Source organism: Allobosea thiooxidans (assembly GCF_900168195.1).
Lineage (GTDB): Bacteria > Pseudomonadota > Alphaproteobacteria > Rhizobiales > Beijerinckiaceae > Allobosea > Allobosea thiooxidans.
Map to the genome: position 1 here is coordinate 1 of NZ_FUYX01000005.1, position 23,250 is coordinate 23,250.

21 protein-coding genes and 1 pseudogene are annotated in these 23,250 nt (G+C 63.3%); 13 read left to right on the forward strand and 9 right to left on the reverse strand.

Translation table 11 applies throughout. From position 1 onward, the window contains the following. The 3 genes from B5Y19_RS10530 to B5Y19_RS10540 form a co-directional block, all read right to left on the reverse strand. On the reverse strand, positions 1 to 728 hold a 728-nt coding region (locus B5Y19_RS10530), incomplete at its 3' end, for an SDR family oxidoreductase (RefSeq protein WP_079591445.1). Next, complete coding sequence (locus B5Y19_RS10535) at positions 728 to 1,657, reverse strand: dihydrodipicolinate synthase family protein (RefSeq protein ID WP_079591446.1); 930 nt, start codon at positions 1,655 to 1,657, stop codon at positions 728 to 730. The genes B5Y19_RS10535 and B5Y19_RS10530, both read right to left, overlap by 1 nt. Positions 1,658 to 1,735: 78 nt before the next feature. Further along, on the reverse strand, positions 1,736 to 2,026 hold the full coding sequence (locus tag B5Y19_RS10540) for a hypothetical protein (protein WP_079591447.1): 291 nt from the start codon (positions 2,024 to 2,026) through the stop codon (positions 1,736 to 1,738). A gap of 436 nt (positions 2,027 to 2,462) precedes the next feature. Here B5Y19_RS10540 and B5Y19_RS10545 point away from each other — a divergent pair, with 436 nt between their 5' ends. Genes B5Y19_RS10545 through B5Y19_RS10575 form a run of 7 tightly spaced genes read left to right on the forward strand, consistent with a single transcriptional unit; the run spans position 2,463 to position 9,078 of the window. Then, entirely contained in the window at positions 2,463 to 3,122 is a 660-nt protein-coding gene (locus B5Y19_RS10545; protein WP_210190117.1) for a GntR family transcriptional regulator, read from the forward strand. Continuing rightward, on the forward strand, positions 3,119 to 3,826 hold the full coding sequence (locus B5Y19_RS10550) for a type 1 glutamine amidotransferase (protein ID WP_079591448.1): 708 nt from the start codon (positions 3,119 to 3,121) through the stop codon (positions 3,824 to 3,826). Before B5Y19_RS10545 ends, B5Y19_RS10550 begins: the two co-directional genes overlap by 4 nt. A 27-nt stretch (positions 3,827 to 3,853) precedes the next feature. Beyond that, positions 3,854 to 4,891, forward strand: a complete 1,038-nt coding sequence (locus B5Y19_RS10555; protein ID WP_079591449.1) for an ABC transporter substrate-binding protein — start codon at positions 3,854 to 3,856, stop codon at positions 4,889 to 4,891. Between the two features lie 2 nt (positions 4,892 to 4,893). Beyond that, positions 4,894 to 6,024 (forward strand): M24 family metallopeptidase, encoded by a 1,131-nt coding sequence (locus B5Y19_RS10560; RefSeq protein WP_079591450.1) that lies wholly within the window; start codon positions 4,894 to 4,896, stop codon positions 6,022 to 6,024. Positions 6,025 to 6,053: 29 nt separating this feature from the next. Beyond that, complete coding sequence (locus B5Y19_RS10565) at positions 6,054 to 7,721, forward strand: ABC transporter permease subunit (protein ID WP_139384350.1); 1,668 nt, start codon at positions 6,054 to 6,056, stop codon at positions 7,719 to 7,721. After that, positions 7,718 to 8,716 carry an ABC transporter ATP-binding protein gene (locus B5Y19_RS10570; protein ID WP_079591452.1) on the forward strand — a complete coding sequence of 333 codons (999 nt, stop codon included), beginning with the start codon at positions 7,718 to 7,720 and terminating at the stop codon, positions 8,714 to 8,716. The genes B5Y19_RS10565 and B5Y19_RS10570 overlap by 4 nt, the downstream gene beginning before the upstream one ends. Positions 8,717 to 8,736: 20 nt before the next feature. Next, positions 8,737 to 9,078 (forward strand): dihydrodipicolinate synthase family protein, encoded by a 342-nt coding sequence (locus B5Y19_RS10575; protein ID WP_079591453.1) that lies wholly within the window; start codon positions 8,737 to 8,739, stop codon positions 9,076 to 9,078. Positions 9,079 to 9,498: 420 nt separating this feature from the next. Here the strand turns inward: B5Y19_RS10575 and B5Y19_RS10580 are convergent, their stop codons facing one another. From B5Y19_RS10580 to B5Y19_RS10600, 5 genes are all read right to left on the reverse strand, one after another. Further along, positions 9,499 to 11,286: a peptide ABC transporter substrate-binding protein gene (locus tag B5Y19_RS10580; protein ID WP_079591454.1), complete on the reverse strand. Its 1,788-nt coding sequence runs from the start codon at positions 11,284 to 11,286 to the stop codon at positions 9,499 to 9,501. Between the two features lie 398 nt (positions 11,287 to 11,684). Further along, a complete protein-coding gene (locus tag B5Y19_RS10585) occupies positions 11,685 to 12,761 on the reverse strand; it encodes a cache domain-containing protein (RefSeq protein WP_079591455.1) in 1,077 nt (358 codons plus the stop codon). Between the two features lie 11 nt (positions 12,762 to 12,772). Then, entirely contained in the window at positions 12,773 to 14,743 is a 1,971-nt protein-coding gene (locus B5Y19_RS10590; protein WP_079591456.1) for a glycosyltransferase, read from the reverse strand. After that, the gene (locus B5Y19_RS10595; protein ID WP_079591457.1) at positions 14,743 to 15,948 is read right to left on the reverse strand and encodes an HlyD family secretion protein; all 1,206 of its coding nucleotides are present in this window, start codon (positions 15,946 to 15,948) and stop codon (positions 14,743 to 14,745) included. Before B5Y19_RS10595 ends, B5Y19_RS10590 begins: the two co-directional genes overlap by 1 nt. A 172-nt stretch (positions 15,949 to 16,120) precedes the next feature. After that, the gene (locus B5Y19_RS10600) at positions 16,121 to 16,927 is read right to left on the reverse strand and encodes an inositol monophosphatase family protein (protein WP_079591458.1); all 807 of its coding nucleotides are present in this window, start codon (positions 16,925 to 16,927) and stop codon (positions 16,121 to 16,123) included. 231 nt (positions 16,928 to 17,158) lie between these two features. Between B5Y19_RS10600 and B5Y19_RS10605 the strand changes: the two genes are divergently transcribed. The 6 genes and pseudogenes from B5Y19_RS10605 to B5Y19_RS10630 all read left to right on the forward strand — a co-directional run bounded on the left by B5Y19_RS10605 (position 17,159) and on the right by B5Y19_RS10630 (position 22,008). Next, the gene (locus B5Y19_RS10605; protein WP_079591459.1) at positions 17,159 to 17,515 is read left to right on the forward strand and encodes an ArsR/SmtB family transcription factor; all 357 of its coding nucleotides are present in this window, start codon (positions 17,159 to 17,161) and stop codon (positions 17,513 to 17,515) included. Continuing rightward, positions 17,508 to 17,945 carry an arsenate reductase (glutaredoxin) gene (gene arsC, locus B5Y19_RS10610; RefSeq protein ID WP_244555558.1) on the forward strand — a complete coding sequence of 146 codons (438 nt, stop codon included), beginning with the start codon at positions 17,508 to 17,510 and terminating at the stop codon, positions 17,943 to 17,945. Before B5Y19_RS10605 ends, arsC begins: the two co-directional genes overlap by 8 nt. A 7-nt stretch (positions 17,946 to 17,952) precedes the next feature. Beyond that, positions 17,953 to 19,005 (forward strand): ACR3 family arsenite efflux transporter, encoded by a 1,053-nt coding sequence (gene arsB / locus B5Y19_RS10615; RefSeq protein ID WP_079591532.1) that lies wholly within the window; start codon positions 17,953 to 17,955, stop codon positions 19,003 to 19,005. A 59-nt stretch (positions 19,006 to 19,064) separates the two neighbouring features. After that, positions 19,065 to 19,382, forward strand: a complete 318-nt coding sequence (locus tag B5Y19_RS10620) for an ArsR/SmtB family transcription factor (RefSeq protein ID WP_055729671.1) — start codon at positions 19,065 to 19,067, stop codon at positions 19,380 to 19,382. Between the two features lie 57 nt (positions 19,383 to 19,439). Beyond that, positions 19,440 to 20,858 carry an FAD-dependent oxidoreductase gene (locus B5Y19_RS10625; protein ID WP_079591460.1) on the forward strand — a complete coding sequence of 473 codons (1,419 nt, stop codon included), beginning with the start codon at positions 19,440 to 19,442 and terminating at the stop codon, positions 20,856 to 20,858. Beyond that, positions 20,855 to 22,008, forward strand: a pseudogene (locus B5Y19_RS10630) (MFS transporter). The gene B5Y19_RS10625 and the pseudogene B5Y19_RS10630 overlap by 4 nt, the downstream one beginning before the upstream one ends. Positions 22,009 to 22,289: 281 nt before the next feature. Here the strand turns inward: B5Y19_RS10630 and B5Y19_RS10635 are convergent. After that, the gene (locus B5Y19_RS10635; RefSeq protein ID WP_176168608.1) at positions 22,290 to 23,216 is read right to left on the reverse strand and encodes an MBL fold metallo-hydrolase; all 927 of its coding nucleotides are present in this window, start codon (positions 23,214 to 23,216) and stop codon (positions 22,290 to 22,292) included. Between the last annotated feature and the right edge of the window lie 34 nt (positions 23,217 to 23,250).

A 23,250-nucleotide genomic window follows, 5' to 3' on the forward strand; every position in this document is an offset into this window, starting at 1 on the left:
GCCCGTTCGCTGGCGAGGAAGGTGACGACATCGGCGAATTCCTGCGGCTTGCCATAGCGGCCGGCGGGGATCGTCGCGATCGAGGCCTTGGCCACGGCGTCGCGCGTGCCGCCGCTGCGGGCCGCTGCGGCGTCGTCGAGCTGGTCGACGCGCTCGGTATGGATGCGGCCCGGCAGGACGACATTGACCGTCACGCCGCTGCCCGCGACCTCGGAGGCCAGCGTCTTCGACCAGCCGATCACCGCGGCACGGATGCCGTTGGAGAGGGCGAGCCGCGGAATCGGCTGCTCGACGCCTGAGGAGGCGATGGTGACGATGCGGCCGAAGCCGCGCTCCGTCATCCCCGGCAGCAGGCGCTGTGCCAGATGGAACAGGTTGGCGGCCATCCCTTCAAAGTGCTTCAGCCAGTCGTCGCGCTTGGCGTCGCGGGCCTCGCCCGGCGGTGGGCCGCCGGAATTGCCGATCAGGATGTCGACGCCGCCTTCCGCGGCGAGTCGATCCGCGAGGGCCTCGACGGAGGCGAGGTCGGCGAGGTCGAGCTTCGCGGCGCTGACGCGGCCGCGCTGCTCCGCGGGCAGGGCCGCGATCCAGCTTTCCGTCACATCCGTGCCGCGCGCGGCGGCGATGACGGTCGCGCCTTCAGCGGCGAGCGTCTGCGCGATCGCGGCGCCGAGCCCACGGCTCGCGCCCAGTACGAGGGCGCGCTTTCCGACAAGTCCCAGATCCATCAGCCGATCTCCTTCAGGCGCCGCTCCTGCCGCGCGATGAGCCGTTCGATATCGGCGATGTCCATCTTGGACAATGCCCCGCCCGGCTTGCGCAGGGTGGCGGAGGCGATGGCACCGCGCTTCGCCAGCGTGTATTTGCGCAGCGCGAGGCCAAGGCCGGGCTGCTGCTCGTAGCGGGCAAGCGGCAGATAGGCGTCGAAGAGGTCATGCGCCCGCTCGACCTGACCGGCGGCATGCGCCTTCCAGACATCGACCATCATCTCCGGATAGGCGAAGCCGGTCATGGCGCCGTCGGCGCCGCGCGAGAGTTCCTCCGGCAGGAACATGCCGCCATTGCCGACGAGGATCGAGATGCGCCGGCCGCCCTGGTCGCTCGCTGCGCGAAGGGCGGAGATCTTGGCGAGGCCCGGCCAGTCCTCATGCTTGAGCATGACGCAGCTGGGATGGGCGGCGACGATCTTCAGGATCACGGCAGGCGTGATCTGCACCTGCGTGACCAGCGGGAAATCCTGCAGCACGAAGGGCGTCTTCGGCCCCAGCGTCTCGGCCGCCATGGCGTAGTAGGAGAGGATCTGGTCGTCGGTGCGCAGCGTCGAGGGCGGCGCGACCATCACGCCGGCAGCGCCGTCGCCCATCACGCTGTCGCTGAGCTCGCGCATCGCGGCGAAGCCGGACGCCGAGACGCCGGCGACGACCGGGACGCGGCCGTCCACCCGCTTCAGCACGCGGCGCACGAAGATGCGGGATTCGTCCGCCGTCAGCTTCGGCGCCTCGCCCATCATGCCGAGCACGGTGAGACCGGTCGCGCCCTTCTCCAGATAGAAGTCGACCATGCGGTCGGTACTGTCGAGATCGAGCGCGCCGGTCTCGGTGAAGGGCGTCACCGCGATGACATAGACGCCGTCAGCGGTCTCATTGAGCAAAGTCATAATTTTCCTCGGTGCGGGTGTAGTACGCGTCGAGACACATCGATTGCGACTCTAACGACATGTCGGGGTGGCTATTGGTCAGGCGAATGATCCGGGTGCGCTGACTCGGGAGCGAGCGACTTCGCGCTTCAGAACACGCCTCGTCGCCAGAATCTCTTTGGCATCATTGGCCGGGACAACATCGACGGTGAGCATGCGCTTGTCGCGCCACAGTCTCTCGTCACGTGGGAGCCGACCTAGGGCTTCACGCACCAGAGCGCGAGACCGCGCAATCTGCTTCGCGAGCTTGCGATCTTGCTCCACGGCTCCACCGGGCAAGTCGCCCATGAACATCATTCGATAAATCTCCTCTATCGCGGAATCCGCCATCGAGGCGCCGTCGATTACAGCGCTCGGGACCTGAGCCACTCCACAATGGAATACTTTTGGTATACCAAGCCAATTGTCAATGCTGCCGATGTCTCAATGTTTCGCAGCAATCGCTGCCTCGTACGAAAATTTTTGAGGTTAACTGCCGGAGAAAGCGCCCTCAAACCCTTAAGGTTGCTGACGTCGCAGCGAAGCGTACGGGCTGGCGGAACCGCAGGTAAAAATCAGAGGCGGACGTGGAGTAGCAACCTGAACGCATGCGCTCGCCCGCAAGACATGCTCAAGCCGAGCGGTGAAAATTTGAGCAATCGATGCGCTCGGGTTGGCGCGGCCGGCCTTGACAGCGGAATTGGTATACCAACAGTATGCCATTATGACAGCGCCATCTGCCGCCCCATTTCCGGCCCCCGAGGACGACTCGCTCTCTGAGCGAGCCATGTCCGAAATTCGCCGGATGATCTTCTCGGGCGAGTTGCCTGGCGGCACGCTGGTGCAGGATCGCAAGCTGGCCGAGCAGCTTGGTTTGTCGAGGACGCCTGTGCGCGAGGCTTTGGGGCGGCTTGCGGGCGAAGGCTACCTGCGCAGAGAAAAGCGCCTGCTGACCGTCCAGGCGGTTTCCGTCGAAGACGTCATGGAAATCCTGGCGACGCGACGCGCAATCGAGGGAGAAACGGCGCGCCTTGCTGCCCAGCGCCTGTCCGGAAAGCAGCTTGCCGACATCCAGGCGGCAGTGGACGGCATGGTCGATCCCCGCGAGGTTTCGCAGGAGCGGCACTGGTCGGTCGACGATCTCGTCCATCTTTCGATCGCCGAAGCCAGCGGAAACAGGCTGATGGCGCGGCTCGTCAAAGACCTGCGAGAGCGAACCCGGATGTTTGGGCTCTCGCGCATCCCGCGGCGCTTCGACCCCGGAAAAGCCGAGCATCTCGCAATCCTGGCCGCGATCGAGCGAGGCGACGGGGACGGTGCTGCTTCGGCCATGCAGCGGCATATCGATCACGCACGACAGGGCATTCTCGATCTGCTCGGTGGCACGCTGCAGCGTGAGCCGGAAATCACAAGCACATCATCGACAGGCGGAAGGACGACGTCGTGACTGGAAAGCTGCTTTTCCTCCAGAATGGCCCCAAGCGTGATTCCGTCGCCAAGCTGCCAGAGCGCTTTGCCGGCTGGGGCCTCGATGTCGATGCGCGCTGGGCGTTCGACGGGGACTTCCCGGAAACGCTGGAAAGCTATGACGGAATCTTTCTCTCCGGCAGCCCGCACGGCGCCTATGAGGACATTCCCTTCATCCACCGCGAACATGAGCTGATCCAGGAGGCGGACAAGCTCGGAATTCCCATGCTGGGCGTCTGCTTCGGCAGCCAGATCCTGGCATCGGCGCTGTGCGGGCGAGACCAAGTGTTCCGCCGTTCCTTCTGCGAGGTCGGGAACAAGTGGCTGGACGTGACGCCGGCCGCCGCCAACGACCAGATCGCAAGCGCGATCGGCGAGCGCGTCTACATGTTCGTCTGGCACAATGACGAGGTCCGCGCCGGCCATCCGGACATGCGGATCATCGCATCGAGCGATCTCTGTCCGAACCAGATCTGGCGTTTCCGCGACCGGAAGGTCTGGGGCATCCAGGGCCACCCCGAAGTGACCAAGGAACAGGCGCAAATCTGGTTCGAGCAGAGCCGGGCCACGATGGAGCGCGACGGCGCTGATATCGACGAGCTCAAGGCCACGGCCGACGAGGCCCTGCCGGCCAAGACCATGCTCAGCAAGTTCGCCGCACTCTGCGGTGCCACGGCCGCCTGAGAGCATGCGGTTACAAGGAGAGGGGTCATGAAGAAGCTTATTGTCGCCGCAACAGCGTTGACGCTGCTGGCACCTGGCATCGTCACTGCCAAGGAGCTGGTCTTTTCATCCTGGGGGGGCGCCTATCAGGAGGCGATCCGCAAGGCCTGGATCCAGCCTTTCACCAAGGAAAGCGGGATTAAGGTCGAGGAGGATACCGGCCCCGAGACCGCCAAGATCAAGGCGATGGTCGATACCAAGTCGGTGACCTGGGACGTCGTCACCGCCGGCGGCGGCGGTCTGATGCGCGGTGTCCGTCAGGGCCTGTTCGAGAAGATCACGCCCGAGATGGTCAATACCGACCACGTCATTCCGGGCGCCCGCAACGATTACGGTGTCGCCTCCGAAATCTTCTCGACACTGGTCGGCTTCTCGACCAAGGCCTTCCCTGCCAGCGGCGCGCAGCCGAAGAGCTTCGCCGATTTCTGGGATGTCGCGAAGTTTCCGGGCAAGCGCACGCTGCCCGACAAGCCCGAGACGGTCGTCGAAGCCGCGCTGCTCGCCGACGGCGTGCCGATGGCGGATATCTACAAGACCCTGTCGACCGAGGCCGGCCTCAAGCGTTCGCTTGACAAGATCCGCGCGCTGAAGCCGCAGGTCGCCGTGTGGTGGGCCAGCGGCGCGCAGCCCGTGCAGGCGCTCGGCTCGGGAGAGGTCGTGATGGCTCTTGGCTGGAACGGCCGGTTCCAGGCCGGCATCGAGTCGAAGCTACCGATCGCCATGGCCTGGGATCAGCAGATCCCGCAGGTCGGCTTCTTCATGATCCCGAAGGGCGCCCCGAACAAGGCGGAGGCCGTCGCCTTCCTGAACTACATCGCCAAGCCCGAGAACAATGCCCGCCTCTCCGAATACGTGGCCTACGGCCCGACTTCCGAGAAGGCTCTGGCCGGCATTCCGGCGGCGCGCATGGAAACCTTGCCTTCCACTCCCGATCGCCTGAAGAACGCGCTCTTCCTCGACATCGAATGGTGGGCCGATAACGGCGCCAAGGTGACCGAAGCCTACACCGCCATGCTCAAGGAATAACGATGTCGATCGCCCAACCATGGTTCCCGCGCGAGGATTATCTCGCGCGGGTCGAGAAGATCCGCACGGAGCTGGAGCGCACCGGTCAGGACGCGTTCGTCGCCTTCCTCCCGGAAACGGTGACCTATCTCACCGGCTTCTTTACCCGCGGCTACTCCAGCTTCCAGTTTGCGGTCATTCCGCGCGATGGCGAGCCGGCGCTGTTCTGCCGCGATGTCGAGGAATACTATCTCGACGCAACTTGCGTCTTCCCCAAGCGGGTGATGTGGACGGATTCCGATGACCGCATTGCCGTCGCCGCCCGCGCTATCCGTGAGGCAGCCGGAGCCAAGGCGAGACTCGCCGTCGAGATGCAGGCCTGGACGCTGAGCGTCGCTCGTCACGACGCATTGCGTGCGGCTTTGCCGGAAACGGTGTGGAGCGACGCTTCGCGCTTCACCACCACCATGCGCTTCATCAAGACGCCCGCGGAGATCGCCTATCAGCGCGCCGCCGGAAAAGCGGCGGAGGCCGGCATGGCGGCGGGGGTGGCATCCGCGATCGCCGGTGCGACCGAGCGCGAAATGGCTGCGGAAATCTGCGCCGCGATGATCCGCGCCGGCAGCGACCTGCCAGGTCCCGGCGTCCTGTCTTCCGGCGAGCGTGCCTATCACCTCCACGGCGGTTACTCTGACCGCGAGCTTGCGACGGGCGACATCGTCCAGCTGGAGACGACGCCGAACGTACGCCACTATCACGCGCGCTTCATGCGGCCGATCAAGGTGGCGCAGGCGACTGACGCGGAGCATGCGATCGTCGAGAAGCTGATCGCGATCCAGGACGCGGCCATAGCCGCGGTCAAGCCGGGCGTGCTGGCCACGGTGCCCGACGCCATCTATCGCGAGGGCGTCCTGTCCGCCGGCCTGCGGGATACCTACACCAACAAGACGTTCTATTCGGTCGGCCTGATGTTGCAGCCGAATGGCGGAGAGCCGCTTGAGGCTGAGCCGACGGCGAGCTGGTCTTTCCAGCCCGGCATGACGTTCCACACCTACGTGCTGGCGAAAGGGTTCGGCATGTCCGAGACCATTGCGATCACAGCAGATGGCTACGAGCGGCTGACGAACTTCCCGCGCCAGCTATTCGTATCGTGACCGATATGACTGGTTCGGCATCCCATACCATGGCACGCCCGGCGAAGGCCGGGCGGGGCTTCCCGGTCTGGCTGGGGCTCGCCCCGTTCGGGCTGGTGCTCGTTGTACTCTTCGCCGTGCCGGTTCTGTCGCTGCTGAAGCTCGCCTTCGGTGAAGGCGGCTTCACGCTGGTCCATTTCCATCGAATGATCGATGTTCCGGTCTACCGCTCGGTTCTTGGCACGACGCTGGGCATAGCCGGACTGGTGACCGTTCTGGCGGTGCTGGCAAGCTATCCGCTTGCCTATGTCATGGCCACAGTCGGTCCCCGCGCGCGCTCCCTGCTGATGCTGCTCGTGCTGTTGCCGTTCTGGACCAGCGCGCTTGTGCGGACCACGGCATGGATCATCCTGCTCCAGAGCAACGGGGTGGTGAACGCCCTGCTGATGGGCTCGGGCCTGACGACGACGCCGACCGCCTTCATCTACAATCTCTCGGGCGTGCTGATCGGCATGACGCATGTGCTGATGCCCTTCATCGTGCTGCCGCTCTACGCCGCCTTCAGCAACCTCGAACTGTCGACCGTCCAGGCTGCGGAAAGCCTAGGCGCCGGCCCGATCACCGTCTTTCGGCGCATCATTCTCCCGCTCACGGCACCAGGTGTGGTCGCCGGCGGCATGATCGTCTTCATGAACGCCATCGGTTTCTATCTGACGCCGGCGCTGATGGGCGGGCCGGGTCAGACGATGATCGCCCAGATGATCGCCAGCAATATCAACACCGAACTGAACTGGCCCTTCGCTGCAGCGCTCGCGACGGTGTTGCTGGTCGCCACGGTCACCATGCTCGCGCTGTTCCAGCGCTTCTTCGGCCTGGAGCGCCTGATCGAAGGCGGAGGTGGCAAGGCGGGCGAGCCCTTCACCGTGACGTCGCGCGGACGCTCTCCCGGCGGCTGGGCGGCAATCGTGGCCGCATGTCTCGTCGGGGCCTTCCTCATCGCGCCGATCATCATCGTCTTTCCGATGAGCCTGGGCTCCTCGCCATTCCTCGCCTTCCCGCCCGATAGCTACAGCCTGACCTGGTACGAGAACTTCTTCGGAACGACGAAATGGGTCGCAGCGCTGACGCGCTCACTGCAGATCGCCGGACTTGTGGTCGCGATCTCGGTCGTCCTCGGCACGCTGGCTGCGCTCGGGGTCGCGCGTATGCGGCCACGCTGGCGCAGCACGGTGGAAACGATTTTCATCCTCCCTATGATCGTCCCGGTCATCATTCTGGCCGTCGGGCTCTACTACCTGCTCGCGCCGACCGGCCTCGTGGGCTCGATCTGGGGCGTTACGCTCGGCCACGTCGTGCTGGCTACGCCTTATGTCTTCATCACCGTACGCGCCGCCTTGAAATCTTTCGATGGCAACCTGGAATTCGCGGCGCTTGGGCTCGGAGCTTCTTGGGCGACGATGTTCCGGCGCGTGATGCTGCCTTCCATTGCTCCCGGTATCGCGGCCGGGGCGGTCTTCGCCTTCATCACGTCCTTCGATGACGTGATTATCGCGCTCTTCCTCACCAACATCCGCAGCCGCACCTTGCCGAAGCTGATGTACGAAGGCGTGGCGCATGAGATCGACCCGACCATCATCGCCGCCTCCTGCCTGATCATCCTGGTCACGGTGCTGGTGCTCGGCGGCAATCTCCTTCTGACGAAGCGCAAGACGACATGAACATCTCCGCTCTCGGCAAGGCCGTATCGATCCAGTCGCTCGGCAAGAGCTATGGTTCCACCCGCGCGCTCGACGGCGTCTCACTCAACATCGCGGCGGGCGAGTTCTGCACGCTGCTCGGAGCATCAGGCTCAGGCAAGACGACGCTGCTCAAGACCATCGCCGGCTTCGAAACCTACGAGACGGGGCAGATCCTCGTCGACGGCGTCGATGTCGGGCCGATGCCCGTCTCCAAGCGCAATATCGGCATGGTGTTCCAGAACTATGCGCTGTTTCCGCATATGAGCGTGCGCCGCAATGTCGCCTTCGGCCTCGAAATGCGCCGCCTTGCCGCGAAGGAGATCGAGAACCGCGTCGATGAGGTTCTGGCTCTGGTAGATCTCACCGCTTATGCTGAACGACTGCCGCGGCAGCTCTCGGGCGGCCAGCAGCAGCGGGTGGCGTTGGCACGCGCGCTCGTCATCCGCCCCGACATCCTTTTGATGGACGAACCGCTGGGGGCGCTCGACAAAAACCTGCGCCAGTCGATCCAGCTTGAGCTGAAGCGGCTCCACGCCGCCGTTGGCGCGACAGTCGTCTATGTCACACATGACCAGGAGGAGGCGCTGTTTCTCTCGGATCGTATCGCGCTCATGGACAAGGGGCGCATCGTCCAGGCCAGCACGCCGCGCGGTCTCTACGAAAAGCCGGCGAACCGCTTCGTCGCGAGCTTCCTGGGGGAGTGCAACTTCATTCCATCGGATGGGCAGGAAATTGCCATCCGTCCGGAAAAGCTGCGCGTCGGAAGAGACCTCCCAGGCTGCGACAAGAAGCTGGAAGGGCATGTCACGGCAGTAAACTTCATCGGTCGTGGCTTCCGCGTGATGCTTGATCACCGGGGCGCCGAATTGGCGGCGGAGGTCGACGCTTCAGACGAGATAGCCGCGTTGCGGGTGGGAACACCGGTCGCATTCGGGTTCCGCAGTACAGACGCCATGGACATCGCGTCCATCTGATTTTTCGACCGGACTAAATTATGACTCTCTCCGCCGACGCATCGGGCGTTTTCTCGATCGGCCCCACGCCCCTTCTGCCCGACGGCGCCGTCGACTGGGCATCCGTCGACCGGCTGTTCGCCTATTGCGACGGTATCGGTGCTGATGGCACCACGGTGCTCGGTATCATGGGTGAGGCGCCGAAGCTGGAGCCCGAGGAATCTCTGCGCATCGTCAGGAGCGCGGTTGCCAACATGCCCGGCAATCCGGTTATCGTCGGGGCTTCGGCGCCGGGTCTGGCTGCCATGCGCTCGCTCTCGCCAGTCCCTCAAGGCAGATGCTTCGGCCGTGATGATCGCGCCGCCTCCCTCATTGCGCACTGACGACCAGATCACCGGCTATCGGGTCGACAAAGAGGTCGCGCTCAACCGCTACGCCGCGCCGGTCCCTCGACGCCCAGTCCGCCCCTGAGAATCCAACGCGCAATCGAACGCAACTCCGCAACGCAACGAGTCATGAACGGGCAAGCAAAGGAACCGTTCCTCGCATCTACGAGTCCGCAGTGACAACGCCGCCTGCCGTCGGGTGGTGCCAGCGCATACGAGCCATCCCAGTGTCCGCCATCGACCCAAGCCCGTCGCTCGGTCGAGTAACGAAACAGGGCCGTGCAGTGCCAACTGCAGACATTAGGGTATCGCCCGAAAGCGGACGTTGGCCGCCTGCTCAGGCAACGTCTGTTGGCGTCCCTGGTTGTGACACCGGTTGGCCCGGCTGCGGGGTGCGGTCGGGCCGGAGTTACCTGGCTAGGTTCGATACCAAGCCCCGATGTTCCAAGTAGTCGTATCCCAGGCTGATATGTCAGGGATAAGATTGTTTGCAGATACGGCAACTATCTTTCTCGACAGCAATGGCAATATGACGTGCGCGGAACAGAATACCTCATCTGCTTTCATAATTAGGGCGGCGCGCTTCGCTGGATCCAGCTCCTTCTGCGCGGCATGATAAATTTTATCCACCTCGGGATCTGTATGCCGGGAGATATTTCGGCCCTGCCACTTGTTCTCCTTGGTTGCGACCTCTGATGAAAGCAGCTGTCGAAGGAACCGTTCCGGGTCCGGTTGAGGTTGTACAGACGTGAACATCTCTATATCGCAGTACAACTTAGTGTATGTGTCTGGGTTTGCGACGTCAGATGAGAAAAACACAGAGGCAGCGACCGATTTCAACTCAACATCAATGCCAGCGCGTTGGCAGGCTTGTTTGATGATGGCCTGTGTCTTCTGGCGTGGTGCGTTGATCGATGTCTGAAAGACATATTTAAGTTTCTTGCCATCTTTCTCTCTGATCCCGTCAGCGCCGCGTGCATATCCGGCCTCGTCGAGGATTTTATTGGCCTTGTCGATGTTGAATTCGTAGGTGAGCTTCTTCGATTTGAACCGTGCGGGCTCATTGATGAAGCTTGCGGTCGCCGTGCCTCCCCGCCCATAGATGAACTTCTGGATCGAGTCGCGATCAATCAACAGGTTGATCGCCTCGCGCACCTTGGGATCTGACAACGTCGGGTGCTTGGTCTTGACGCTAGATCGCTCACCGTCGACCTCCGTCCATGGGTCAGTCGGGTTCAGGATGATAAATTCCAGGTCGCCAGCAGGAACTGCGATGACCTTGCCCTTTCCGCCTGTTTCCATGCGCTTGAGCACTTCATCCTCAACCTGGATGTTCCATGCGTAGTCGTATTCTCCTGTCTGGAGGACGGCGCGCGCTGCAGAAACCGCGTCGCCGCCACCCTTGACCTCAATCGTGTCGAAATGCGGTTGCACCTTGACATGGTAATCCACGAAGCGCTCGCCGGTTAAAATGTCGCCGGGCTTGAATTCGACGAACTTGTATGGGCCAGTTCCAACTGGCTTTAGATTGGCTGGTGCATCACGCGAATTCGCACCTTTGTAATCGGAAAAATGGTGCTTCGGGATGATCATGCCGGCGACACCAACAAACGCGGTGGCCCAGAATGGCGCCGCGTCCTGGAAGATTACCTTGACGGCATAGTCATCTACTTTCTCGAATTTCGATTCTCTATAGGTCCCAGATGTATAGGCGGCTGTTGCCTGATCCGCCGCGTACTCGGCGGTGAAAATGACGTCATCTGCGGTAAATGGCTTACCATCGTGCCATTGCACACCGCGCTTTAGTTTCCAGGTTATTATTTTTCCGTCAGCCGATACCCCGCCGTTTTCTTTTGAGGGGATCTCTGCCGCAAGGAACGGAACGAGATTTCCCTCAACATCCCATCCCGCGAGGGGCTCATAAAATATTCGCGTGGCGATCTGATCCTTCACGCCACTGGCGAAATGCGGGTTGAGGAGCGTTGGCGCCTGCCAAAGCAGCATCTTTAGCGGCCCGCCGCCGCCGGCCTTTGTCGGTTTGTACGGGAGAGTGGCGTTGGCCATCGCCACATCGTTCCAGATCAGGATTTGGGTTGCCACCGGTGCAGCAATGCCGGCGGACGCCAACTTCTGTATGAAGGAGCGTCGTGAGAGACGGCCGCCTTTAACTTCAGCTATCAAGCTTCCGATATTCTTCTCGTCCATCCCAAATCCCCTACCTATTGCCTGTCATTTTCGACACGAATCCGGCAAATCGACGCGGCCGATGGCTAGGAACGTGTGCGCCCAAGAATCTCAGTTGCGCCACGCCAATCACCAGCCCGCCTTTTTCTGGAGCGTCACCCGATGCCTGCCGGGGGGCAAGCGGACACTATCCAGGATGCCTGAAAATTCGGTCGCCAGAACGCCGAGGGCTTGGATATCCCAGGGCGGATCCCCTCTGGGGATGTCGCATCCGGGACCACCCTATCAAAGCGTTGCGCGACACAGCACTCGCCTCACACCGAGGCGCGCCATGTTGGGACATTGGGTCACTGCCGGTAAGCGAAAGTCCAACGGAGCATCCGTAAACGCTGAAAGGAGGCGGCCTTCAAACCGCCTTTTCAGCGCCTGAGCAACCGCGTTTGTAGCCGCACGAGCGCGGTCGACAGACGCTGGGCTTCGGCATAGCGGGTCTCGGGATGAGGTGGCTTCTGTTGACCGTCACCCAGCATGCCCTCGGCCGACGCGAGCAAACGCTTGAGCGGCGTGGCTATCCAGTTGGAGGCAAGGAAGAGCAGCACGAGCGCGACCAGTGCGCCGGCGCCGAGCGTGATCCAGAAATTGCGGACCAGCTCCCGTGTCGGCGCGAGCGCATCGTCGATGTTCTGTCGGATCAGCAGTGACCAGCCGAAGCTCGGCAGATCGGCATGGCCAATCGTGGGGACGACGACGGTGACGTAGTCCTTGCCATCCGGCCAGCGTTCGTCGAGCACACTCGACGCCGTGCGGTTCGCAGCCTGGGCTGAACCGATCATCAGGGGCTTGTCGACTAGTTCCGGAGGCCCGAACAGGACGGTGCGATCCCGGGACAGCAGCAGGACGTCGATACCGGGCGCCTGAAAACCCCGGAGGCTGTCAATGATCCAGCTCCAATTGAGATGCGCGCCGACGACGCCACTCGGAGATTGCCCGGCCTTCTGAATGGGAGCAGACAGATCGATGAAGCGATAGGGCTCCGTCCGGGCTGGGAGCAGTTTTGCCAGCAATTGCGCTTCGTGCACGTCGATCGCAGTCGGCCCACCCAGGCCGCGGCGAAACCAGGGGCGCTGAGCCACACTTTCTCGTTCGAGAAGGCCGTTTGCGGCCGCGAGCACGATCCCATCGACATCGGCGACGCCAATCCACGAATAGCGGTTGTCGAGTCGCGCAATGAGGTCGATAGCGGTGCGCGCCTGCGGCAGCGCCGATGCATCCAAGCTCTTGGCGAGCGCGTCGACCTCGCCCCAGAGCTGATGCAAGCTCTTGGCGAGGAGGTTGGCGCTCAATTCGCCGCGCCCCTTCAAGCGATCGACCAACATCTGCTCGGCGCGCTTTTGCAAGGCGCCGGTATAGGCAGAACCGGCGACGAGCGCCGGAACCAACATCAGGATGCTGCCTCCGACGAATGCGATGGTGCGCAGACTGAGACGGCTGTTCATCGGTTCCTCCGTCAACGTGTCAAGGCCCGGGCCAGCTCTCGGATCATCAGCGCGATATTGCCCTGATTGGTGCCGGGCGCGGCGCTCGCAGTGTGAAGCCGAGCAATGATGCGATCGCGCTGCTCTGCCGTCGGCGCGAAACCGATTCGATAGCCGTCCTGCGTCGGCGCAATGATACGGGCCTCAATGTCCCCTATGATCGGCAGGCGAAGCACTCCCGTCATGCCGGGCTGCAGGTCGCTCACCCCACTGACGCGCGCGCCGCCGACGCCAAGATTGACCAGCCAGCCGCGCTGTTCCTGCCCGGCCATGAGCAAGGTCACGGGCTCCACGATCTGGCGCTGCGGACGATTGGGCCGCGGCTTCTCGATACAAGCAGCAATCGCGACCAGTAGTACAAAGAGATTGTAGATCGTCCAGAACATGACGATGGCCATGCCGTCGCCGGCTGCGGTGGTATGGTTGAAAATGAAGTCTGACGTCAGCGGCACGATCAGGCCGCCGACGGTGAGCGCAAAAAGCAGCAGGAACGGCATCATCAGCGGCCATTGGACGACGACCTTCGTGCGATCGCCGCCCTTGGCGGTCACCGAGAACTTATGCGGCCCGGGCGTCAACAGGCCCAGCGCGACCGCCCGCGTGATCGGCCAGGCGGCGACCAACTGGGCCACATCGTTCAGTATGGCGATGAAGAGGCCTTTCGATAGCCAGTTCAGCACGATCATGACCGCCAGATAATAAGGTAAGTAGTAGACGAGGATGTCCGTGACCGAGGCATTCACCACGGTGACTCCGCCCCACCAATAGAGCAGCGGGCAGATCAGGCTTGCCAGTCTGAATGGGAATGTGGTGCTCCAGTAGAGCAGCGAGTCGAAGATGCTGAGCCGCTGCCTGAAGCCCAGCCGGTTGTCGCCGAAGGGGCTGTAAACGTTGCGCACGATCTGCATCATGCCCAGGCACCAGCGGCCACGCTGGACGATGTATTCCTGCAAGCCCTCCGGTGCGAGGCCCTCCGTCAGCGGTTCGTTGAGATAGACGGTGCGCCAGCCATTCTCCGAGAGGCGCAAGGTCAGCAGGAAATCCTCGGTGACGCTCTCTGTCGGAAAGCCGCCGATGGCCTCGACGGCACGGACCCTCACCATCGACGAAGTCCCGCAACAGACCGCAATGCCCCAGGCGTCGCGCGACGGCTCGACATTGTCGAAGAAATGGCGCTGCTCATCGGGATAGGCCGAGCTGATCCCAAGATTGTGCTGGATCGGGTCCGGGTTGAAGAAATGCTGTGGCGTCTGGACTAGGCCGACATCATGAGCATGGAACAGCGCGAGCACACGCTCGACGAAATCGATATGCGGCACGAAGTCTGCGTCGAGCACAGCGATGAAATCGGGCGCGTCAGGATCGCCTGCACGCAACCGCAAGGCGTGGTTAATGTTGCCTGCCTTGGCATGGGCATTGTCGGGACGGATCAGATAACCGACGCCATGGCGCTCGCAGGCAGCGCGCAGCCAGTCCCTCCTGCCGTCGTCGAGGATGAAGATCCGCAGGGCGGGGTAGCCGATTGCCTTGGCGCCGACGATGGTGCGCTCCAGCACTTCGAGCTGCTCGTTATAGGTCGCGATGAAGATGTCGACCTGCGGAGCTGGGCCAGGTTTCCACCAATCGCGATGGCGATCGGCCTCAAGGCTACGCTCCTTGACGCGAGACAGAATAAGGAAGGCGAAGGTCGAGGACAGAACGGTGAGCGCTTCGAGGATCGCGAAGCCCCAGCTGAACAGGGCATCGGCGGTCCAGCCCAGCGGCGCGACCGTGTCGGTGAAGCGCCAGATCATGTAGCGCCAGGCCAGGAGCATGGCGCTGCCCAACAGGAGTGCCCGCCACTGCCACAGTTTGGGATCGAGCAGCGGAAGGACGAGCAGCCGCAGGCCGACTACCACGGCCGCCCCCGCAAGTGCAGATAGCCATGCGGGCAGCGCCAGCATCAGACACCGTAACGGGTCAGGAAACGCCGCATGGTGGCTATGGGCCCGTTCGAGAAGATGACGCGGCCGGTGCGGCCGATCGCACAGGAGAGGTCAGGCTGATTCGAAAGTTCGGGCACGCTGACCGTAACGTCGAAACGTTCGAGATGCTCGGCGCTGGGTCCCACCGCAAGATTGGCATATAGGTTCGAGGCTCCGGAGCCGCCGAGGCGCGTGACCGTGCCTTCGAAGATGCGTTCGTCGCCGAACAGCCGGAACTGGACCGGCGTGCCAATGGACAGGTTATCATATAGGCTTTCAGTCACGCTTGCGGTGACGACGAGGCTGCGGCAATCAACGAGCTTCACCAGATCCTGACCGCGGCGAGCATATTCGCCATCGTCGACCAGAAAGTCCCAGGCCATACCGGCGACGCGCGCGTTCAGCACGGCCGAAGTCAGCTTGTTGAGACGCAAGCGCTCGGCACGGATCTGTTTCTCGAAGCCGGCAATCCGGGCCTCGATCTGCTCCTGCTCGGAGGCAAGCTCGGCCAGCCGCAGGTCGAGCTCCCGGACACGCTGCGAGGAGAAGGGGGCGTCATTGTAGGAATCGCCGATGAAGACGCCGCTGCGGGCCGCGGTTAGTTCTGTGGCCAGGTAACTGCCACGCTGGCGGGCGCTTTCGAGCTCCTGCTGTGCCACGTCCTGGGCGGCACGAGCACGTTCGAGGTTGGCGGCCGTCTGCACGCCGCGGTCGCTCAGATCGTTAGCGCGCTTGAGGGCGCCGTCGGCCTCGCGCAGGCGGGCTGCCGCAGCGTCCTGATTGGCCTTCGCTTCTGCGATCCGTGCTTCGATCTGGCTGACGCGCCCATTCTGGTAATTGTCGAGCTGCGCTGCAAAGCCGGCGCGGGCCTTTCCGATCGCCCCCTTTTGGGTCGCGACGCGCTTCAGTTCGATCTGCTGGTTGTCGCGGTCGCGCTCAAGATCGATGAGGCGGGCGGTATCGAAGCGCTCGTCTGTGATATCGGCGACGAGTTCACCCGCATTCACGCGCGCGCCAATGCTCCGGACGGCGAGATTGACCTGCCCCTCGATGGGGGCGCGGATCACGTTGATGCGCGCATTTACCGTTGCGTCGGCCGACGTTCCGGCGAAATGCTCGCCGATCAAAACGTACAGGCCTCCGACGAGCAGCAGCAGGCCGACGACGATCCGAAAGATCTTCATGATCCCTATCCCGAACGCGTGTCGCGGACGGGCATTGGCGCCGACCAAAGCTTGCCAAATCGTTACCGGGCGAGAGTCTCGTCACCCGGGCTTTGAAGCGCCAGAAGCGGAACCTAGCGCTTCGCTCGGAAGCGGACATCTCAAAGCTATCCGTTGAAGGCCGGTCGCGCCCCTAAATCGTCATTACCTCCAAGAGCGCCTTGTGCGCGACTCGCCAATGATCAGGCGTGCGCGCTGCCAATAATCCATAACCGTCTTGTCCAGCCCGGTAGGGAGAACCATTCCAGCGTGCGACGTGGCCGCCCGCCTCGCTTAAGAACAACGCTCCGGGCAGATGATCCCACGGTAAGGTCCGCCAGAACACGGCGAAATCGCGATCGCGAGCGACAATGGCAGGATACTCGGCTCCTGCGCAAAGCAGCGGCGGCACGATCAAGGGCACTTGATCCAACCGTGGTTTGACGGCCTCAAGCACCTCGGGAGGAAAGAAACGCATGGAAATTGAACCCTTCCGCAGCGGCTCTGCTTTTCCATCAGCAACCACGCGGACTCCATTAATCTGGGCCCCACTTCCCAATTCGGCGACATGAAGCTGACCTGACAGCGGATCGAGCATCCAAGTGGCGACGGTCTCCCCTCCGCGCAGAAGCGCGACCATGACCGAAAATGGTCCTCGGCCGGAGACGAAATTTCCGGTGCCGTCCAGCGGATCGATCAACCAGACGGTGCCCTGGTCTAGAGCGCTAGCCAAGGCGGGGTTACGTGCACAGGCTTCCTCACCCACGATCCTCGCGGATGGATAGAGCTGCAGCAATTGTTCGCCAATTAACTGTTCGGCGTGATGATCGGCAGCGGTGACGAGTTCTCCCGGCGACTTTTCCTCAACGTCGCTCGCGGCAAGTTTGCGAAAGCGAGGCAAGATTGCCTCGGCAGCTGCCTTTCGCAGAACCGTCGATACTTTCTCAATCAGACTCATCATGCCCCCGGCCCATCGTCCTGGACATGCCTATCGGGTCTCGTCGATCTGACAAAGTCCCTACTACCGGCCCAGGTCGTTCTCGAAGTGGCAGAGGCCAGAGGCTACGACGCGCCACTTCCGGACATTCGGTCTTTGCCAGGAAGCGGACGTTTAGCACCGACAAGCGTGCTGGCCGCCGAACCCGTAACGCGGCTCTTGCGTCATTGGCTTCATGTCGATAAGTCTCGATATATGGAAATTGAGCAAGTCATCTTGGCCCTGACGGCGCTGGCGCAAGGCACCCGCCTCGAAGTGTTCCGCCTTCTCGTAAGCGCCGAACCCGAGGGACTGGCGGCTGGCGAGATCGCGCGGCGCCTCGAGGTCCCACACAACACGATGTCGTCGCATCTCGGCATCCTAAGCCGGGCGGGCCTCATCCGCTCCGAGCGCTTCAGCCGCTCGATCGTTTACCGGGCCAACCTCGATGCCTTGCGGTCGGCCCTGGCCTTCTTGCTCAAGGATTGCTGTGGCGGCCGCCCGGAGATCTGCGCGCCGCTGATGGCCGAACTCACCCCTTGCTGCCAACCCAAAACCAACGCCGATGTCTGAGCCGATCGATGTCATCATCTATCACAACCCTGCTTGCGGGACCTCGAGGAACACGCTCGGCTTGATCCGCAACGCCGGTATTGAGCCCCACGTCGTCGAGTATCTCAAGACGCCCCCATCGCGGGCTCTGCTGAAACAGCTTCTCAACCGGGCCGGGCTCACCGTCCGTGAAATCCTCCGCGAGAAAGGCACGCCGTTCGCTGAGCTTGGCCTCGGCGATCCGAGCCTGGCCGACGAAGCTCTGCTCGACGCGATCGAAGCCCATCCCATCCTGATGAACCGCCCGTTGGTCGTTTCCCCCAAGGGCGTGAAGCTGTGTCGGCCGTCCGAGGCCGTTCTACCCCTGCTGCCACCGCAGCTCGGCGAATTCCGCAAGGAGGATGGCGAGCTCGTCGTTGATGCCTCCGGCCGCCCCGTCGCACTCGCCTGAGGTCATCATGTCCACCTTCGAACGCTATCTGACGATCTGGGTCGCGCTGTGCATCGTCGTCGGCATCGCGCTCGGCCATGTCATGCCGGGCGCCTTCCAGGCCATCGGCTCGGCCGAGGTCGCCAAGGTCAATCTTCCCGTCGCGGTCCTCATCTGGCTGATGGTCATCCCGATGCTGCTGAAGATCGACTTCGCGGCGCTCGGGCAGGTCGGCCGGCATTGGCGCGGAATCGGCGTCACCCTCTTCATCAATTGGGCGGTGAAGCCCTTCTCGATGGCGGCGCTCGGCTGGTTCTTCATCGCCTGGCTGTTCCGGCCATGGCTCCCGGCCGAGCAGATCAACAGCTACATCGCTGGGCTCATCATTCTGGCCGCCGCACCGTGCACGGCGATGGTCTTCGTCTGGTCGAACCTGACGAGGGGCGAGCCGCACTTCACGCTCAGCCAGGTCGCGCTCAACGACGCGATCATGGTCATCGCCTTCGCGCCGATCGTCGGTCTGCTGCTCGGCCTGTCGGCGATCACCGTGCCATGGGGAACCCTCGTCCTCTCGGTCATCCTCTACATCGTCATTCCCGTGATCGTCGCGCAACTCGTCCGCAGGAGCGTTCTGGCGAACGGCGGGCAGGCTGCGCTCGACAGGCTGCTCGCTCGCCTCGGGCCGATTTCCCTGGTCGCGCTGCTCGCCACCCTCATCCTGCTGTTCGGCTTCCAGGGCGAGCAGATCCTCGCCCAGCCGATGGTGATCGCGCTCTTGGCTGTGCCGATCCTGATCCAGGTCTACCTGAATGCCGGGCTGGCCTATCTGCTGAACCGGGTCGCTGGCGAGCAGCATTGCGTCGCGGGTCCGTCCGCCTTGATCGGCGCCTCGAACTTCTTCGAACTCGCCGTCGCCGCTGCGATCAGCCTGTTCGGCTTCAACTCGGGGGCAGCGCTGGCAACGGTGGTCGGCGTCCTGATCGAGGTGCCGGTCATGCTCACCGTCGTCTGGATCGTGAACCGCTCGAAGGGCTGGTACGAGCGCGGCGACAGTGTGCGGAAGGTTCAGGCCGCCGAGTAATTCGACGATCACGGAAATAAGGCTTGACGGAGCAATCCTGCCCGTGCCTACTTATTTCCATGAACATCGAAGAAGCAGCGAAGCAGCTCGAAGCGCTCGGTAACCCGACGCGCCTTCAGCTCTATCGAACACTGGTTCGCGCGGGTCATGGTGGTCTCCCTGTCAATCAGGTGCAGGAACGCTTAGGGATCCCGGCCTCGACCCTATCGCACCACCTTCAGCGGCTGATCCGGAACGGTCTCGTCACGCAGGAGCGACAGGCCACCACCCTGATCTGCCGCGCGGTCTATCCGGCCATGGATGCCCTTCTCGGCTTCCTCGCCGACGAATGCTGCATCGAGGAAGGCTGCTCGGAGGCTTCCGGTAAGGCCGCTTGAGCGGCTTTTCATTTGCCACATAATTCCATGTTTCTAGCAGGAATGGAGAACAACCAGATGAAGGAGCTTCCCGTCGTCGTCATCGGGGCCGGACCGATCGGACTCGCGGCCGCAGCGAACCTCGTCACGCGAGGTATCCCGGTGAAGGTGCTCGAGGCAGGCGACGCGGCCGGCGCCAACGTCCGCGAATGGGGGCACGTCCGACTGTTCTCGCCGTGGAAGTTCAATGTCGACCCGGCCAGCCGGACCCTGCTTAAGGCGGCGGGTTGGCAGGAGCCCGAAGCTGGGAGCTATCCGACCGGGAACGAGCTCGTCGAAACCTACCTGACACCGTTGGCGGCAACGAAAGAGCTGGCCTCCGTCATCGAATACGGGGTCCGCGTCGCCGCGATCGGCCGGCACGGCATCGACAAGGTGGTGAGCAAGGGTCGCGAACTGCGCCCGTTCCAGTTGACCGTCGTCGGTCGCGACGGCGCGGTGAGCTGCGTCCGGGCCCGGGCGGTGATCGACGCTTCCGGAACATGGAGGACCCCGAACCCGGTGAGCGCCAGCGGCGTGGCCACGGAAGGGGAGGAAACGCTGGCCGATAAGATCACCTACGGCATCCCCGATGTCCTCGGCCGTGGCCGAGCCGACTATGTCGGCCGAACGACGCTGGTGGTGGGCGCCGGGCACTCCGCCGCGAACGTGCTCCTCGATCTCGATGAACTCTCGGCGCGGGACGGCGCGACCAAGGCTATCTGGGTCACGCGCGGCCGGGATCTATCTCGCGTCTACGGTGGTGGTTCGAACGATCATCTCGCCGCCAGGGGAGATCTCGGGCAGCGCCTGCGCCGCCTGGTCGAGGAAGGTCGCATCGAATTGGTCTCCGGCTTCGCCATCACGGGTCTTCGCCAGGAAGGGGAGCGCATTGTCGTGAACGGCGAGGTCGGCGGTGTCGGCCGAACCATCGGACCGGTTGACCGCATCGTGGCCTGTACGGGACAGCGACCCGATCTTTCGCTGACCCGGGAGCTACGGGTCGAGTTCGACCCCTGGCTCGAAAGCGCCCGGGCGCTCGGACCCATGATCGACCCGAACCTCCATTCCTGCGGATCCGTTCCGCCGCACGGGCACCGCGAGCTCTCGCATCCGGAGCCCGGGTTCTACACCGTCGGGATCAAGAGTTACGGGCGCGCACCCACCTTCCTGATGATGACGGGCTTCGAGCAGGTTCGGTCGGTCGTGGCGGCGATCGCCGGCGATCTGGCCGAAGCCGACGATGTCAGGCTCGTCTTGCCGGAAACGGGCGTATGCACCGCCGCGCCGGCGGCAGCCGGAGGATGCTGCGGAGGTCCCGCACCGGCCGAAGTGGACTCTTGTTGCGCCGATGACGCCGCGGCGAAGGCCGACGGCAAGGCCGGATGCGGCTGTGGTCCCGTCAAGGCACCCGAGACCGCGCAGACGACGTCCTCCTGCTGCGGCAAGGCTGCATGATCGATCGCGATCGGCTGACCGTCATCTCGGCCTTGGGCGTGGTGCAGATCCTCGCCTGGGGCTCCTCCTATTATCTTCCGGCCGTCCTTGCCGCCCCCATCGCCGCCGATACCGGGGGGCCGTTGTCGTGGATCGTCGGCGCTCTTTCGATCGGGCTGCTCACCGCCGGGGCCGTTGCGCCTTACGTCGGCCGTTCCATCGGCGAGACGGGCGGGCGACCGGTCCTGGCGGCGGCGGCGATCCTCCTGGCCGCTGGACAGTGCATTCTGGGTATGGCGCCGAATCTGCCGATCTTCGTGTTCGGCTGGATCGTTCTTGGAGCGGGGATGGCCGCAGGTCTGTACGATGCGGCGTTCTCGACGCTCGGGCGGCTTTACGGCGGCACCGCGCGGTCGGCGATCACGATGCTGACCCTATGGGGAGGCTTCGCCAGCACCGTGTGCTGGCCGCTGTCGGCTTACCTCGTCGAGCAGGTCGGTTGGCGAGGAACCTGCTTCATCTACGCGGGAATCCAGCTTCTGATCTCGTTGCCACTCGTGTTGACGATCCTGCCGCGGACTCCGCCGGAGCTTCCGAAGCGGGCGACGGGGACATCCGGAACGGCATCGAGCCTCCTCCCGGATGAGCGCCGCGCCTTTTTTTATACTCTCCGGGATCGTCGTCATTGGAGGAGCTATCGGCGCGATCGTCGGTGTTCATCTACTGACGCTGCTCAAGGCACAAGGGATCGGCCTTGCCGCCGCTGTAGCTCTGGGTGCGCTCGTCGGCCCGGCCCAGGTTGGCGGGCGGGTGATCGAGATGGCGGGACGTGGGCGGCACCATCCGCTCTGGACGATGAGTGCTGCGCTCGGACTGATTGCGATCGGGATCGGGCTGATGGCGCTCGCTGTCGGTCCGGTTGGCCTCGCGATTATCCTCTATGGAGCGGGAAACGGCGTCTTCTCGATCGCCAAGGGAACGCTCCCTCTCGCGTTGTTCGACCCCCATCGCTATGCGTCCCTGATGGGAAGGCTCGCCCGACCGAGCTTGATCGCGCAGGCGGTCGCACCGACCGCGGGAGCGCTCTTGTTGGACCAGAGGCTCCACCTCGACTTTCGGCGCTTTGCTATTTCTCGGCTTGATCAATGTGGCGATGGGGGCGGGACTGTGATGGTCTCAAAGGCGTTAGCCATGCGCCAATAGCTGACCTTGGATCAATGCCGGGTAGCGGACATCCTGTGCGCCGGCCAGGACGACTGACTTCGGTCCGCAACCGTCAAGTCTGCGTTACAGGGCGGTGGAGCCATCGAACCTCTGCGACGTGAACTGCGACTGGCTGGCTCCACTCAGGATGGATAGCGGGCGCGATCTCGGTACGTTCGTGAGGTTCAGCCGAGATCTTCCACGCTCTGGCGCTGCCAGCTTTCAACCTGGCAGCGTCCGATCAGCCGCTTAGTAGTCCCACCAGGCGGGCACCCAGCGAAAGAGCTTGCCCTCCGCCGCCACGCGCCCGACGGACGGGAAGGGCATATGCGTAGAAACCAGCCAGGAGCCGGTCGTTGCCAGTTCCTGCATCAGGTGCAGCCGAACGCGGGTCGCCTCCTCGGGGTCGTGTTCGAAACCGTTATGCCATTCGGGATGGTCGAACGAGACCGGGAAGATGGCATCACCACCGAACATCAGCCTGTCGCTACCGGATGCGATGCGGACCACGCTATGCCCCGGGGTATGGCCTCCGGTGCGCGTGACGACCACGCCCGGCGCAACCTGCTGCTCCTGCTCGAATGTGCGCAACTCGGCATGATACGCGTCTAGGAAGCGCCTCGACGCATTTCTGGCGATCTCTGCAAGCGCCGGCGGCATGCCGGTGCGGGAGAAGTCGGGCGCTCTCCAGAATGCGACTTCCGCGGCGGAGACATGGATCCGCAGGTCAGGACGCAATTGCTCCTTGACTCCTTCAACGAGCAACCCGCCGACATGGTCGAAGTGCATATGCGTCAGAACCACATCGGTCACGGCAGCCAGATCGACGCCCGCGGCGGCCAGCCGGCTGCCGAACAGCCCGGCCCGCGTGAAGTCGGGAACTTCTCCACCAATCCCGCTATCGATGAGAATGGTCTGGCTCCCGCTTCGCACCACGACCGCGTTCAGCGCCCAATCGAATGTGTCATGCGCCAGGAATGAACGGTCAAGCCACGCGTTCCGGGTCGCGGGTTCGGCATTGGTCGCCATCGACTCGGCCGGCGGCTCCAGAACGCCGTCGCTGATCACGAGAACATCGATCTCGCCGACCCGCACTGCGTAGCGCGACGGAACGAGGTCGTCAGGCCCCGGCTTGTCGTCGGTCTTAAAGGTTTTCATCGTTTGTGGCTGTCCCATGGGAGCCTCCTGGCAATCCTGCAACTGAGCCGTA

What these genes read in the sequence shown, in the direction of transcription:
- B5Y19_RS10620 (WP_055729671.1), top strand. Translation starts at nt 19,065, where the DNA reads ATGAACATCGAAGAAGCAGCGAAGCAGCTCGAAGCGCTCGGTAACCCG.
- B5Y19_RS10565 (WP_139384350.1), top strand. Translation starts at nt 6,054, where the DNA reads ATGGCACGCCCGGCGAAGGCCGGGCGGGGCTTCCCGGTCTGGCTGGGG.
- B5Y19_RS10595 (WP_079591457.1), bottom strand. Translation starts at nt 15,948, where the DNA reads ATGAAGATCTTTCGGATCGTCGTCGGCCTGCTGCTGCTCGTCGGAGGC.
- arsC (WP_244555558.1), top strand. Translation starts at nt 17,508, where the DNA reads ATGTCTGAGCCGATCGATGTCATCATCTATCACAACCCTGCTTGCGGG.
- B5Y19_RS10545 (WP_210190117.1), top strand. Translation starts at nt 2,463, where the DNA reads ATGTCCGAAATTCGCCGGATGATCTTCTCGGGCGAGTTGCCTGGCGGC.
- B5Y19_RS10575 (WP_079591453.1), top strand. Translation starts at nt 8,737, where the DNA reads ATGACTCTCTCCGCCGACGCATCGGGCGTTTTCTCGATCGGCCCCACG.
- B5Y19_RS10580 (WP_079591454.1), bottom strand. Translation starts at nt 11,286, where the DNA reads ATGGACGAGAAGAATATCGGAAGCTTGATAGCTGAAGTTAAAGGCGGC.
- B5Y19_RS10605 (WP_079591459.1), top strand. Translation starts at nt 17,159, where the DNA reads ATGGAAATTGAGCAAGTCATCTTGGCCCTGACGGCGCTGGCGCAAGGC.
- B5Y19_RS10535 (WP_079591446.1), bottom strand. Translation starts at nt 1,657, where the DNA reads ATGACTTTGCTCAATGAGACCGCTGACGGCGTCTATGTCATCGCGGTG.
- arsB (WP_079591532.1), top strand. Translation starts at nt 17,953, where the DNA reads ATGTCCACCTTCGAACGCTATCTGACGATCTGGGTCGCGCTGTGCATC.
- B5Y19_RS10560 (WP_079591450.1), top strand. Translation starts at nt 4,894, where the DNA reads ATGTCGATCGCCCAACCATGGTTCCCGCGCGAGGATTATCTCGCGCGG.
- B5Y19_RS10570 (WP_079591452.1), top strand. Translation starts at nt 7,718, where the DNA reads ATGAACATCTCCGCTCTCGGCAAGGCCGTATCGATCCAGTCGCTCGGC.
- B5Y19_RS10555 (WP_079591449.1), top strand. Translation starts at nt 3,854, where the DNA reads ATGAAGAAGCTTATTGTCGCCGCAACAGCGTTGACGCTGCTGGCACCT.
- B5Y19_RS10590 (WP_079591456.1), bottom strand. Translation starts at nt 14,743, where the DNA reads ATGCTGGCGCTGCCCGCATGGCTATCTGCACTTGCGGGGGCGGCCGTG.
- B5Y19_RS10600 (WP_079591458.1), bottom strand. Translation starts at nt 16,927, where the DNA reads ATGATGAGTCTGATTGAGAAAGTATCGACGGTTCTGCGAAAGGCAGCT.
- B5Y19_RS10585 (WP_079591455.1), bottom strand. Translation starts at nt 12,761, where the DNA reads ATGAACAGCCGTCTCAGTCTGCGCACCATCGCATTCGTCGGAGGCAGC.
- B5Y19_RS10635 (WP_176168608.1), bottom strand. Translation starts at nt 23,216, where the DNA reads ATGGGACAGCCACAAACGATGAAAACCTTTAAGACCGACGACAAGCCG.
- B5Y19_RS10540 (WP_079591447.1), bottom strand. Translation starts at nt 2,026, where the DNA reads ATGGCGGATTCCGCGATAGAGGAGATTTATCGAATGATGTTCATGGGC.
- B5Y19_RS10625 (WP_079591460.1), top strand. Translation starts at nt 19,440, where the DNA reads ATGAAGGAGCTTCCCGTCGTCGTCATCGGGGCCGGACCGATCGGACTC.